Origin of the sequence: Photobacterium ganghwense, from assembly GCF_003025595.1 — a bacterium.
In the GTDB taxonomy this organism is placed as follows: Bacteria; Pseudomonadota; Gammaproteobacteria; order Enterobacterales; family Vibrionaceae; genus Photobacterium; species Photobacterium ganghwense.
In genome coordinates this window covers 56,771-69,497 of sequence record NZ_PYMI01000010.1, presented here as the reverse complement: position 1 = coordinate 69,497, position 12,727 = coordinate 56,771, and the positions used below count along the sequence as shown (strand labels likewise).

Genomic DNA, 12,727 nt, shown 5'->3' with positions numbered 1-12,727 from the left:
TCGCTTTTTTGTATCTGCTCAAGCTGAGCAACCGGAGAGCGGGCGTTACCAGTTCACCGCTTCTTCGGCGTGTACGGTGCACTCGCGTTTGACCAGGCTGATCAGCTCTTCGCCACTGCGGGTGCAGCGCCATTCGCCGTTCTGGTACTTGAAGTGGTAACCACCGGATTTGGATGCCAGCCAGATCTCATGCAGGGGTTCCTGACGGTTGATCACGATTTGGCTGCGGTTTTCAAATTCCAGGGTCAGGACATTGCCTGTGGTCTCGTATTCAATGTCGGCACCTGAGGCATCAATGCCTTCTTCGATGCTCATCAGCACGTCATCGGCCAGTTTGTGGAATTCAGTATCATTCATCCCGGTTCGTCCTATTGCTTTTCCTAGTATGGGTGCGATTATAGAGGGCAATGAGATGATAATCACTGGCTTTGAAAAATGAGTAAACGTTTAATCGCGATTTTGGTGCTTGGCACCCTGACCCTGGCCGGATGCGGTCAAAGCGGTCCTTTATACATGCCTGACGACAGCCAGCAACAGAACGAACAGCAAGAACAGTAAGCAGACTGACAGGGAAGAGACGACATTGGATTATTTTAACTACCAGCAAGACGGCCAACTGTGGGCCGAAGAGATTCAGCTTTCCGAACTGGCTGAGCGTTTTGGCACTCCGCTGTACGTGTATTCGCGCGCTACGCTGGAGCGTCACTGGCATGCGTTTGATCGGGCCGTGGCTGATCATCCGCACCTGATCTGCTATGCCGTGAAGGCCAACTCCAACCTTGGCGTGCTGAATGTACTGGCCCGCCTGGGTTCCGGGTTTGATATCGTGTCCGGCGGTGAACTGGAGCGTGTGATTGCCGCAGGCGGCGACCCGGCGAAAGTGGTGTTTTCCGGTGTAGGGAAAACCGCCGCAGAAATGAAGCGCGCCCTGGAGCTGGGAATTAAGTGTTTCAATGTCGAGTCGGAGCCGGAGCTGGATCGCCTGAACCAGGTGGCAGCGGAGCTGGGCAAAGTGGCCCCGATTTCCCTGCGGATTAACCCGGACGTTGATGCACAGACTCACCCGTACATTTCGACCGGGCTGCGTGACAACAAATTCGGTATCGCGTTTGAGCGTGCGCCGGAGGTGTATCGTCTGGCGCAGAGCCTGCCTAATATTGCTGTAACCGGGATGGACTGCCACATTGGCTCGCAGCTGACCGCACTGGCACCGTTTATTGATGCCACCGATCGCCTGCTGGCGCTGATCGCGACCCTCAAAGCAGAAGGCATTACCATTGCCCACCTTGATGTCGGTGGCGGCCTGGGCGTGACTTACAGTGACGAACAACCGCCGCAGCCGTCGGAATATGCCCGTGCCCTGATGGATCGTCTGACCGACCATCCTGAGCTGGAGCTGATTTTTGAGCCGGGCCGTGCCATTGCTGCCAATGCCGGGGTGATGCTGACCCGGGTGGAATACCTCAAACATACCGAACATAAAAACTTTGCCATCGTGGATGCGGCGATGAATGACCTGATCCGCCCGACCCTGTATCAGGCGTGGCAGGAGATTATCCCGGTGATCCCGCGTGACGGCGAAGCCGTGACCTACGATCTGGTGGGCCCAATCTGTGAAACCGGTGATTTCATCGGCAAAGACCGCCGACTGTGTCTGGAAACCGGCGATCTGCTGGCGGTACGTTCGGCCGGTGCCTACGGTTTTGTGATGGCGTCGAACTACAATACCCGCACGCGTGCCGCCGAAATCATGGTCGACGGCAAAGACGCGCACGTGGTACGCGAACGTGAAGAGCTGACCCAGTTGTGGCAGTCCGAACACCTGCTGCCGGCGTAATCAAGAAGGAACAACATGCAGTTTAATTTTTCCAAAATGCATGGCCTGGGGAACGACTTCATGGTCGTCGACTGTGTGACCCAGAACGTGTTCTTCTCGCCGGATGCGATCCGGCGTCTGGCCGACCGCCATCGCGGGGTCGGTTTTGACCAGTTGCTGGTGGTGGAGCCGCCTTATGATCCGGAAACGGATTTCCATTACCGGATTTTCAATGCTGACGGCAGCGAAGTGGAGCAGTGCGGCAACGGTGCCCGCTGTTTCGCCCGTTTTGTCTGGCTCAAAGGACTGACCAACAAATACCATATTTCGGTCAGTACCAAGGCGGGCAAAATGGTTCTGAAACTGGAAAACGACAACCAGGTGACCGTGAACATGGGCGTGCCGGAATTTGAGCCGGGGAAAATCCCGTTCCGTGCCAAGCAGAGCGAGAAAACCTACCTGCTGCGGGCTGGCACCCAGACCCTGTTCTGTGGCGCGGTCAGCATGGGTAACCCACATTGCGTCACGGTGGTGGATGATGTGGATACCTTTGATGTCGAAACTCTCGGGCCGCTGCTGGAATCCCACGAACGCTTCCCGGAGCGGGTAAATGCCGGCTTTATGCAGATCCTCAACCGCAATGAAGTACGGTTGCGGGTCTACGAACGAGGCGCTGGTGAAACTCAGGCCTGTGGCAGCGGTGCCTGTGCGGCGGTTGCCGTGGGCCGAATGCAGGGATTACTGGACGAGCGGGTGACTGTCTCACTACCGGGCGGGGAATTGCAAATCCGTTGGGCTGGTGAAGGCAAACCGCTGTATATGTCCGGCCCGGCCACCCATGTGTACGACGGGCAAATTGCGTTATGACCGAGTTCACTCAGTTCGATGCACTGCCTGAGGTCGATGAGCTGTCGCTGACGGAGCAGGAGGTCGCGGATTTTCTCAGTGCCAACCCGGACTTTTTTATTCGTCAGCCGGATCTGCTGGCCCGGTTGCAGGTGCACCATCCCCAGCGCGGCGTCATTTCGCTGGTGGATATGCAGCTGGACCGACTGCGCCAGCGGATCGGTGAGCTGGAAGAAAACATCGCCGGGCTGATGCAGGTGGCCGCGGCCAACAGTCAGCTGTATGAAACATTTGCCTTTGCCCAACGTAAACTGTTCCAGACCCACAATATTTATCAGGCGCTGAGCGTGCTGGAAACGCTGGCCGACCAGTTGGGGCTGGATGTCAGCATACGGCTGTTTGACAGCCTTGACGAGCAGCTTTACCTCGATCGCCGGGCGTTCGAGCCGTTTCGCCGGGCCCGTCTGGCGAGCCGGACGGTGTATCTGGGACGGTTGCGTAAAGCGGAAAGTGAGCTGCTGTTTGTGCAGCCGCCGCACCTGGGGTCGTACCTGGTGCTGCCGTTTGGCAATGAGCGCCCGATCGGGGTGCTCAGTTTTGCTAGCCAGGATGGCGGCCATTTCCAGCCGGAGATGGACTCGCTGTTTGTTGAGCAACTGGGGCTGGTTCTGAACCGCCTGATCCACCATTGGGACTATACCCGCGAGGTTATCGAGTGAGTTTGCCATCCGGACTGGAAAAACCGCTGCTGCGTTTTTACGAATATCTGCGCAGCGAGCGGGAACTGAGTCTGCATACCCAGCAGAATTACAAACGTCAGCTGACGACCATGGCGGAGCAGCTGGTGAATCTGGGCGTCGACAACTGGCAAGCCGTGGACGCCGGTTGGGTCCGCCAGCTGGCGTCAAAAGGGATGCGCGACGGCCTGAAAGCCAGCAGTCTGGCGATGCGCCTGTCGGCCCTGCGCAGCTTCCTGGATTTTCTGGTCGGTCAGGGTGAGCTCAAGGCCAATCCGGCCAAAGGGGTATCGGCACCGCGCAAGGCGCGGCCGCTGCCGAAAAACCTGGATGTGGACGAGATGGATCAGCTGCTCAGCGTGGATGAGAACGATCCGCTGTCGGTGCGGGATCGGGCCATCATGGAGCTGATGTACGGTGCCGGTTTGCGTCTGTCTGAGCTGGTGTCTCTCAATGTGAAGGATGTTAGCCTGAGCAGAGGGGATCTCCGGGTGATCGGTAAGGGCGACAAAGAACGTATCGTCCCGTTTGCCGGTCTGGCGCGGGAATGGGTTGGTCACTGGTTGCGGGTGCGCGATCAGCTGGCGGCCCCCGGTGAGCCCGGTCTGTTTGTGTCCAAGCTGGGCCAGCGCATCTCGAACCGGAACGTGCAGAAGCGGATGGCAGAGTGGGGCCAGAAACAGGCGGTGTCGAGCCACATTAACCCGCACAAACTGCGGCACAGTTTTGCGACCCACATGCTAGAGTCATCGGGCGACCTGCGCGCGGTGCAGGAACTGCTCGGTCACGCCAACTTATCCACGACCCAAATCTATACCCACCTGGACTTCCAGCATCTGGCTCAGGTGTATGATGAAGCCCACCCTCGGGCTAAACGCCAAAAGCGCTAACCGGACAACGCAACCATGCAATTTTACCGCAGTATTTCTCTGCCGAAGGCGCTGACCTTCGATCTCGATGACACCCTGTACGATAACCGGCCGGTGATCCGGCGGGCCGAGCAGGCAATGCATGACTGGCTGGCGGCCGAACATCCGGCCAGCCGGGGAGTGGGGCTGGCGCGCTGGAAAAGCTTGAAATTGGCGCTGGCTGATGCGGATCCCTTGCTGCATCACGATGTGACCCGCTGGCGGTTTGAATTGCTGAAAATTGGGTTCATGCAGCTCGGCTATGCCCAGCGCCGTGCCGAGCAGGCAGCGGCGGAAGGGCTAGACGTTGTGCTGGCGGTGCGTAATCAGGTTGATATTCCGGCGGAAACCCATCGGGTACTCGGCCTGCTGGCGGCACATTTGCCGCTGGTGGCGATCACCAACGGCAATGTCGATGTCGAAAAAATTGGTCTGGCAGGGTATTTCGATGTCGTGTTGCGGGCTGGGCCAGATGGCTTGGCCAAGCCGGAACCAGACTTGTTCGCCAAGGCGACCCGTCATCTGGGACTGGCCCCGGGAGAGATCCTGCATGTCGGGGATCATCTGGTCACGGACGTGGGCGGGGCCAAGCGACACGGCATGATGGCCTGCTGGTTCAATGATCAGCAGCGCGTGCTGGGTCAGGAGCCGCGCGCCAAGTGGCTGCCGGATGTGGAAATCTGCCAGCTGTCTCAGCTGCTGGCGTTAGCCCTGCCGTCAACCGGTTGCCACCCAGAGCCGTAAATCGGCCTTGCACACGGATACAGAAAACAGGACAGCCCACGGGCTGTCCTGTTTGTTTTTTGCTTTCCTTGATCGGCGTTTGGTGGGGATGCCCTCCGGGGCTCCGGCAACCGGGTTGGGCGTTACTCCAGCAGGCTCCGCCTTGGCTCAGGCTTGATCAGGTGGTCGAGCGAGATCATGCCGCCTCCCCAGAACACATTCACCAGCAGCATCATGCCCCACAATTGGTGGTCATAGAAACCTTGCTCCCAAAGTTGGGGGTAAGACAGCACGGCCACCATATTGAACCCGAACAGGAGTAGCGCCATAGGGCGGGTAAACAATCCCAGCGCCAGGAAAACCGGGAGGATAAGCTCGGCGGCGGTCCCCAGGTAGGCCGCGGTTTCAAACGGTAACAGGGGAACCTGATACTCAAACTCAAACAGATAGAGGGTGCTGTCCCAACTGGTGTATTTCACCATGCCGGATTTGAAAAACACCCAGGCCACCCACAGGCGGGTAAACAGTAGCAGCAGGGGAACCAGAGGTTCGACGAGCCGTTGGGCGGTGTAATCCACCTGCTTGATGAATTTCAGCATGTGCAGTCTCCCTGTGGTAGGCCGTGAAGGGTGGTAAAGATTTGCTGTTGGATCAGTCCGGGCAGGCACTCCAGCATCGGGTCGCTGGCCTGACCCAGCGGCTGACCGGCCTGACATAAACGCACTAGCGCGGTGGCGGCTGGTGTGGTGGCCAGCACCTCGATACCGTCAGGGCGGCGCAGGATCAGGGCTGACTCCGGTTGGGTCAAATCGAGCGGTATCAGGTTGTCGCGGCGAATCATCTGCCACAGGCTGGCAGCCGGAGTCGCGGTATCCAGCGTGCGGACAGAAGGTGCAACCGTCAGTCGCAGTGAACCGATATTGTCCTCGCGAATGGCGGCCAACTGGCCCAGATCCAGTTGGGGTGCAAGCGGGAGCTGGCTGGCTCGGTCTGCCTGCCATTCGAGCCGGGCCAGATCCGCCAGATACGGTACGGCTGCGACCAGGCTCGGCTGGCACTCAATCGTGTCAGCAAAACCGGCGCCGTAATGGCTGACATCACCCTGTTCGAGTGGCTGATGCAGCACATGCTGGCGTGCCAACTGCGTAAAACATTCCTCGCCCACCACTGCCTGACAGCATGGATAGGTTGCGCTCAGCACCTCGGACAAGCCGATAATGAAATTGTTGCGGTAAATCTGCAGCAGCTGCTCGGCAGGGAATATCCCCGGTACCATCGTCTCAGTGACCTCGCTGGGCTGATAGTGCAGCGCGCGGGCAAAGTCCTGTTGCAGCCGGTGCAGGGCATCAGACGGTGACAGAGCCATTGATGGTCTCCTCTGTCAGGATGGCACGGGCTTTGGCCGCTTCATCCAGTAACACGGGCAGGGCCGGAATATCGAGATCCCATTCAATCAGGGTGGGCACCGCGCCGTGCTGGCGGATCCACTGGCGGTAGAGTTGCCACACCGGTTCGCTGACTGGGCAGCTGTGGGTGTCGATCCAAATCTCGCCCTCCGCCAGCGCTTTTACCGTAAACCCGGCGAGGTGGATTTCTTTCACACTGGCAGGGTCAATGGCGGCCAGGTATCGGGCGCAGTCAAAGCCATGGTTAAAGGCACTGACATATATATTGTTGAGATCAAGCAGCAGCCCGCACCCGGTGCGCTGTTGAACTTCCCGCAGAAATTCCCATTCCGGCATGGTGGAATGGCTGAATCTGAGGTAGCTGGACGGGTTTTCTACCAGAAACTCGCGCCCCAACGCATCCTGTACCTGCTCGACCTTGTGGCAGAACAAGGTCAGTGCTTCTTCGGTGTAAGGCAGGGGCAGCAGATCATTGAAGTACTGGCCGTTGACCGAACTCCAGCTCAGGTGATCGGAAACGGCAATCGGGTCGAGTTCGTCAACCAGTGCTTTGAGCTGGCGGAGATGGGCCGGGTCAAGCGCATCCGCAGAGCCAAGCGACAGCCCGATCCCATGGCAGCTGATCGGGTAGTGTGCCGCGATGGCCCGTAACTGCTGACGGGCAGCCGTGTGCGGGTTGAAGTAGTTTTCACTGTGAATTTCCAGCCAGCCGGTGGCTGGTTGCTCGTGCTGGAAGGTGTGGAGGTGAGGAGCGCGAAGCCCCACCCCGACCATCCGGTCGGCTGGCAGGCGGTCAGGGGTAGGGCTCGTCATTTACTTCGCCTCGGTGGAGCCGCCAGCCAGTTTGTCACACAGGCCTTTAGGCACTAGCACAAACGCATCTTTCTGTCCGTCGGTTTTGGCGGTCCCGGCGCATGACCCGGTTTTGGTCGCGCAGTCATTTTTCCCGGCTTTGGCGACACCGTAGCATTTCTCTTTCGCATCGGCTGCCACGGCGGAGGTGGTGGTCAGGGCTGTTCCGGCAAGGGCGATCAAACCTGTCACCGCAGTGGCGAGTGCAATGTTGGTCTTTTTCATGGTCATTCCTCTTCTTTTTGCGGGCTGATGCCTGCACCGTTGCCCGGTCGGCAGCGGGTTGGGCGGGCACCGTTGCGGTGCGTTCGAAACAGTAGAAAGGGGGAGCCCGGGATTAATTTCATGCCGGGGCGAGTTTTTTAACGACCTATTAACGTTTTTCTTTCCAAGCATAGATCAATTCGGGCTGCCAAGCGGTTGATATCAGAGATGGGTTTGGCGCCCTCGGGTCGCCGCGGGCCGTGATTTTCCCGCCTTTGATTCCGTGGGCTCCTCGCATCAGAGGCGGCTTTGTGGTTATAATCACCACCATTGTATAAATAACCAGTAGAGAGCGATGGACGTTTCACTTCTGTTAGATGGCCTGAATGACAAACAACGCGAGGCTGTGGCGGCCCCGCTGGGCAATTATCTGGTGCTGGCCGGGGCCGGTAGTGGCAAAACCCGGGTACTGGTCCATCGTATCGCCTGGTTGATGGGGATTGAGCAGGCGTCGCCGTACTCCATCATGTCGGTGACCTTCACCAACAAAGCGGCGGCAGAAATGCGTGGCCGGATTAACGACCTGATGCACGGCTCGCTGTCGGGCATGTGGAACGGCACGTTCCACGGCCTGTGTCACCGGATGCTGCGTGCCCACTATCTTGACGCCGGGTTACCGGAAGATTTCAACATTCTGGACTCGGACGATCAGATGCGCCTGTTGCGCCGTTTGATCAAGGCTCAGAACCTGGACGAGAAACAGTGGCCGGCCCGTCAGGCGGCGTGGTACATCAACGGCAAGAAAGACGAAGGGTTGCGTCCGCAGCACATCGATACGTTCAACGATCCGATCGAGCAGACCTGGTTGCGGGTCTACCATGCCTATCAGGAAGCCTGTGATCGGGCCGGGATGGTCGATTTTGCCGAGCTGCTGCTGCGCTCGTTTGAGCTGCTGCAACGCAGTAAGCATATCCGCGAGCACTACCAGGCGCGCTTCAAGCACATTCTGGTGGACGAGTTTCAGGATACCAACAACATTCAGTTTGCCTGGCTGCGCCTGATGGCGGGGCCGGACTGTCACGTGATGATCGTGGGCGACGATGACCAGTCCATCTACGGCTGGCGGGGCGCTAAGGTGGAAAATATCCAGCGTTTCCTCAACGACTTCAAAGACGCCAAATCGATTTTCCTGGAGCAGAACTACCGCTCGACAGGCAATATCCTGAAGGCGGCGAACGGCCTGATTGCCAACAACAACGAGCGCATGGGTAAAAACCTGTGGACCGAAGGTACCGAAGGGGAGCTGATCTCGGTTTACTCGGCGTACAACGAGCTGGACGAAGCCCGCTTTGTGGTCGGGAAAATTCGCGAGTGGCAGGATCAGGGCGGCGCGCTGGCTGACACTGCAATGCTGTACCGCAGCAACGCCCAGTCGCGGGTGCTGGAAGAGGCACTGATTCAGGCCGGTATGCCGTACCGCATTTACGGCGGGATGAGGTTCTTCGAGCGTCAGGAAATCAAAGATGCCCTGTCGTATTTACGTCTGATTGCCAACCGCCACGACGATGCCTCGTTTGAGCGGGTGGTGAACACCCCGGCTCGGGGGCTGGGTGAGCGGACGCTGGAAACCATTCGTCTGGCAGCGCGTGACCGGGGAGCCACGATGTGGCAGGCCAGTGTCGCGCTGCTGGAAGAGCAGGTGCTGGCGGGGCGTGCGGCCAATTCGCTGCGCCGTTTCATCGAGCTGGTCAATGCGCTGGAAGATGACACCCGCGAGCTGCCGTTGTTCCAGCAAACCGATGAGGTGATCCGCAACTCCGGCCTGCGGGCGATGTACGAGCAGGAAAAAGGCGAGAAGGCGCAAGCCCGGATTGAAAACCTGGAAGAGCTGGTAACCGCGACCCGACAGTTCGAAGTCCCGGAAGAAGCGGAAGACATGAGCCCGTTGTCGGCCTTCCTGTCGCATGCGGCGTTGGAAGCCGGTGAAGGACAGGCGGATGATTTTGAAGACGCGGTTCAGCTGATGACCATGCACAGCGCCAAGGGATTGGAATTCCCGATGGTCTTTATGGTCGGGGTGGAAGAAGGCATGTTCCCGAGCAGTCGGACGACGGAGGAAGTCGGCCGTCTCGAGGAAGAGCGCCGTCTGTGTTACGTGGGGATGACCCGGGCAATGCAGAAGCTGTATATCACCTATGCAGAGATGCGTCGCCTGTACGGCAAGGACAACTACCACAAGCCGTCGCGTTTTATCCGCGAAATCCCGGAAGAGCACATCGAAGAGGTTCGGATGAAGGCCAAGGTCTCGCGGCCGGCGAGCAGCGGTCGCTTCAGTCAGACCCAGGTCAACGAGAACTTTAACCAGACTGGTTTCAGCCTTGGCCAGCGGGTGCTGCACCCGAAATTCGGCGAAGGCACCATCATCAACTTTGAAGGCAGTGGTGCCCAGAGTCGGGTGCAGGTGGCCTTTAATGGCGAAGGGATCAAATGGCTGGTAACGCAGTTTGCCAAGCTGGAGCCGATGTAAGCTGACACTCCCCGCTGGCGATCAATCAAGCCCGCTGACAGTTGTTGTCAGCGGGCTTTTTCATGGCATCAGACCGGCTGTCCGGTTACTGGGCGATAACCTTGCCTTCGCGCCGCGGGTCGGCGGCCCCTACCAGGTTTTTGCCGTCCAGCTTAATGGCCTGCACACCGGAATTCAGCTCTTTGACCTGGGTCGTAAAGCCGAGCTGCTCCAGCTTCGGTGCCCACTCCGCTGCGGCGGTACCGGCTTCCAGTTCAAACGGGCCGAAGCGGTTGTTCATGTTCGGCAGGCTGATCGCCTGTTGCAGATCTAGGCCCCAGTCGAGATGGCCGACCAGCGTTTTCGCCACATAGCCGATGATCTGGCTGCCGCCCGGTGAGCCGATCGCCATCACCGGTTTGCCGTTTTCCATCACAATGGTGGGTGCCATCGATGAGCGTGGCCGTTTGCCCGGCTCGATACGGTTGGCAATCGGCTGGCCATCGTTATGGCTGCGGAATGAAAAGTCAGTCAGTTCGTTGTTGAGCAGGAAGCCGCGTACCATCAGGCGGGAGCCGAAGCCGTTTTCAATCGTGGTGGTAATTGACACCATGTTGCGGTCTTTGTCGACAATCGCGAAATGGCTGGTGGACGGCAGTTCAATCGACTCATCCGGTGCATAGCGCATGGCATGATCCCAGGCCGGTTGGCCGGCATTCACGCTGGCCAGCGCCTGTTCCCCTTTCAGCAGGGTAGCCCGGGAGCTGAGGTAATCGTCGGCCAGCAGGCCTTTGGTCGGCATCGGCACGTAATCGCTGTCGGCCATGTAGCGGCCGCGGTCAGCGAAGGCGAGGCGGGAGGCGTCGCCCAGCAGGCGCCAGCTGGTCGGGTTATCCGGCCCCAGTTCTGCCAGATTGTAATGGCTGAGCATGCCGAGGATCTGGCCCAGAGTCAGGGCGCCGGAACTCGGTGGCCCCATGCCGCAGATGTCGTATTGGCGGTACGGGGCGCACACCGGCTCACGCTCTTTGACCTGATAGGTGGCCAGATCCATGGTGCTCAGCACGCCGGGATTGCCCGGCGCGGTACGCACGGTCTGGACGATGTCACGGGCGATGTCGCCGGTGTAGAAAGCACTCGCGCCGCGCTCGGCAATCTGGCGCAGGGTATCGGCGTAAGCCGGGTTTGTCAGGGTTTCTCCGGCCTGAATCGGTGTCCCGTCGTCATGGAAAAAATAGGCGCGGGTGGCGTCAAAGCGTTTGAGGGAGTCCTGCTCGCTGGCGACCAGTGCCGCCAGGCGTGGGCTGACGGTAAAGCCGTCTTTCGCCAGTTTGATCGCCGGTTCAAACAGCTTGTTCCAGGCCAGCTTGCCCATGCGCTGGTGGGTGTACCACATCAGCTTGACGGTGCCCGGCGTTCCGACGGAGCGGCCGCCGACCACGGCATCATAAAATTCCAGCGGCTCCCCTTGGTCATTCTGGAACAGCACCGGGGTGACGCCGAACGGCGCGGTTTCGCGGCCGTCAAAAGTAGTCAGCGCTTTTTGGCTGCTGTCCCAATACACCAGAAACGCGCCGCCGCCGATCCCGGACGATTGCGGCTCGGTCAGGCCGAGCACCAGCTGGGTCGCGACCATGGCATCAATCGCATTGCCGCCCTGTTTCAGAATAGCGGCACCGGCTTCGCTGGCATACGGGTTGGCCGAGGCCACCATCCAGTCTTTGCCCTGAACCAGCTGCTGCTGGGTCAGGCCGGTTGCGGCCTCAGGCGCGAGCTGGTCGGTACTCTGCTGCGTGTCTTTGGCGGCCGCATAAGGGGCGCTCGCGATCAGGCAGGCTAACAGGGTCAGTCGGGTGGCAGGGTGCTTCCATGACATATCTCTATCCTTTTCCATGTTTAGGCTGCATTTAGCCTAAAAGCGCTGCGGGTTGCCGTCCACTGTTCGCGTGTATGTTTGTGCAGCAAGTCAAGCAAGCAACAGGTTGAGTAGAATGGTCCCGCCGATGGCGGTGAACAGCAGGCCGCACAGACCGTCGATGATGGGCGTCCAGGCGCGCAGTTTCTGTTGCAGGCGCTCGCCGGTCAGCAGCCACGCCAGCATGGCAAACCACAGAAACGACAGCAGCCACAGCATGCCGATGGCTGAGACCTTACCGCTCAGTGACATGCCCGCCGGTACCAGGGTCGACAGCAGGCTGAGGAAAAACACCAGCGCTTTCGGGTTCAGGATATTAGTGGTAAATCCGCGCGCCAGCGCCTGTCGCTTGCTGGCGATAGTCAGGCCGGGCGAGGTTGATGCGGCAGCGCCACTGGCGTTATGACGCTGTTGCCAGTAGTGCCAGGTGCCTTTCAGGGCGCCAATACCGAGCCACAGTAAGTAGCCGCTGCCAGCGGCCTGCAGCAGGGCAAACAGAGTCGGGTGCTGGTGGATCAGCAGGCTGGCTCCGGTCAGGCTGAGAATCGAGTGGAGCAGGATCCCCAGTGACAGGCCCAGCGCGATCATTACGCCGGTCTGGCGGCCGTATCGCCCGGCATTCTGGACGACCAGGGCAAAATCGGGGCCCGGGCTCATCAGCGCGATAAAGTGAACAGTGAGCAGGGTCAGTAACGTGGTCGCTTCATTCATGGTGATTACTACGGTTAGCGGAAGATAGGGTTATCTTGCCGGGTTTGGCCGTACGGCGCTTGTAGAAAATTCACACCGGAGCGAAAAAGTGGGCGGGAGGATG

Annotated in this window: 14 protein-coding genes; 7 read left to right on the top strand and 7 right to left on the bottom strand. The window is 59.2% G+C overall.

The genetic code is table 11. The features are described from left to right. Positions 1 to 45: 45 nt before the first annotated feature. Complete coding sequence (cyaY, locus tag C9I92_RS22925) at positions 46 to 357, bottom strand: iron donor protein CyaY (RefSeq protein WP_047887055.1); 312 nt, start codon at positions 355 to 357, stop codon at positions 46 to 48. A 78-nt stretch (positions 358 to 435) separates the two neighbouring features. Here cyaY and lptM point away from each other — a divergent pair, with 78 nt between their 5' ends. The 6 genes from lptM to yigB are packed head-to-tail and all read left to right on the top strand — an operon-like array spanning position 436 to position 5,051. Beyond that, positions 436 to 558: an LPS translocon maturation chaperone LptM gene (gene lptM / locus C9I92_RS22920; protein WP_084712676.1), complete on the top strand. Its 123-nt coding sequence runs from the start codon at positions 436 to 438 to the stop codon at positions 556 to 558. Positions 559 to 583: 25 nt separating this feature from the next. Beyond that, positions 584 to 1,837 carry a diaminopimelate decarboxylase gene (gene lysA / locus C9I92_RS22915; RefSeq protein ID WP_047887056.1) on the top strand — a complete coding sequence of 418 codons (1,254 nt, stop codon included), beginning with the start codon at positions 584 to 586 and terminating at the stop codon, positions 1,835 to 1,837. 15 nt (positions 1,838 to 1,852) lie between these two features. Then, positions 1,853 to 2,683, top strand: a complete 831-nt coding sequence (dapF, locus tag C9I92_RS22910; RefSeq protein WP_047887057.1) for a diaminopimelate epimerase — start codon at positions 1,853 to 1,855, stop codon at positions 2,681 to 2,683. After that, the gene (locus C9I92_RS22905; protein WP_047887058.1) at positions 2,680 to 3,381 is read left to right on the top strand and encodes a DUF484 family protein; all 702 of its coding nucleotides are present in this window, start codon (positions 2,680 to 2,682) and stop codon (positions 3,379 to 3,381) included. The genes dapF and C9I92_RS22905 overlap by 4 nt, the downstream gene beginning before the upstream one ends. Next, positions 3,378 to 4,289, top strand: coding sequence for a tyrosine recombinase XerC (gene xerC, locus C9I92_RS22900; RefSeq protein ID WP_047887059.1), 912 nt, complete (start codon positions 3,378 to 3,380; stop codon positions 4,287 to 4,289). The genes C9I92_RS22905 and xerC overlap by 4 nt, the downstream gene beginning before the upstream one ends. Positions 4,290 to 4,304: 15 nt before the next feature. After that, positions 4,305 to 5,051 carry a 5-amino-6-(5-phospho-D-ribitylamino)uracil phosphatase YigB gene (yigB, locus tag C9I92_RS22895; protein WP_047887060.1) on the top strand — a complete coding sequence of 249 codons (747 nt, stop codon included), beginning with the start codon at positions 4,305 to 4,307 and terminating at the stop codon, positions 5,049 to 5,051. Positions 5,052 to 5,173: 122 nt separating this feature from the next. On the opposite strand, the gene C9I92_RS22890 is transcribed toward yigB, so the two are convergent. From C9I92_RS22890 to C9I92_RS22875, 4 genes are read right to left on the bottom strand one after another with little or no spacing between them, the layout of a single operon-like run. Beyond that, on the bottom strand, positions 5,174 to 5,629 hold the full coding sequence (locus C9I92_RS22890) for a DoxX family protein (protein ID WP_047887061.1): 456 nt from the start codon (positions 5,627 to 5,629) through the stop codon (positions 5,174 to 5,176). Beyond that, entirely contained in the window at positions 5,623 to 6,396 is a 774-nt protein-coding gene (locus C9I92_RS22885) for an HvfC/BufC N-terminal domain-containing protein (RefSeq protein ID WP_047887062.1), read from the bottom strand. The genes C9I92_RS22890 and C9I92_RS22885 overlap by 7 nt, the downstream gene beginning before the upstream one ends. Beyond that, the gene (gene bufB / locus C9I92_RS22880) at positions 6,377 to 7,249 is read right to left on the bottom strand and encodes an MNIO family bufferin maturase (protein WP_047887063.1); all 873 of its coding nucleotides are present in this window, start codon (positions 7,247 to 7,249) and stop codon (positions 6,377 to 6,379) included. The genes C9I92_RS22885 and bufB overlap by 20 nt, the downstream gene beginning before the upstream one ends. Beyond that, positions 7,250 to 7,513, bottom strand: a complete 264-nt coding sequence (locus C9I92_RS22875) for a BufA1 family periplasmic bufferin-type metallophore (RefSeq protein ID WP_047887116.1) — start codon at positions 7,511 to 7,513, stop codon at positions 7,250 to 7,252. A 334-nt stretch (positions 7,514 to 7,847) separates the two neighbouring features. Between C9I92_RS22875 and uvrD the strand changes: the two genes are divergently transcribed. Beyond that, entirely contained in the window at positions 7,848 to 10,019 is a 2,172-nt protein-coding gene (gene uvrD, locus C9I92_RS22870) for a DNA helicase II (RefSeq protein ID WP_047887064.1), read from the top strand. An 85-nt stretch (positions 10,020 to 10,104) separates the two neighbouring features. On the opposite strand, the gene ggt is transcribed toward uvrD, so the two are convergent. Beyond that, positions 10,105 to 11,874 carry a gamma-glutamyltransferase gene (gene ggt / locus C9I92_RS22865; RefSeq protein ID WP_047887065.1) on the bottom strand — a complete coding sequence of 590 codons (1,770 nt, stop codon included), beginning with the start codon at positions 11,872 to 11,874 and terminating at the stop codon, positions 10,105 to 10,107. 90 nt (positions 11,875 to 11,964) lie between these two features. After that, entirely contained in the window at positions 11,965 to 12,624 is a 660-nt protein-coding gene (locus C9I92_RS22860; RefSeq protein ID WP_047887066.1) for a LysE family translocator, read from the bottom strand. Positions 12,625 to 12,727: the final 103 nt, after the last annotated feature.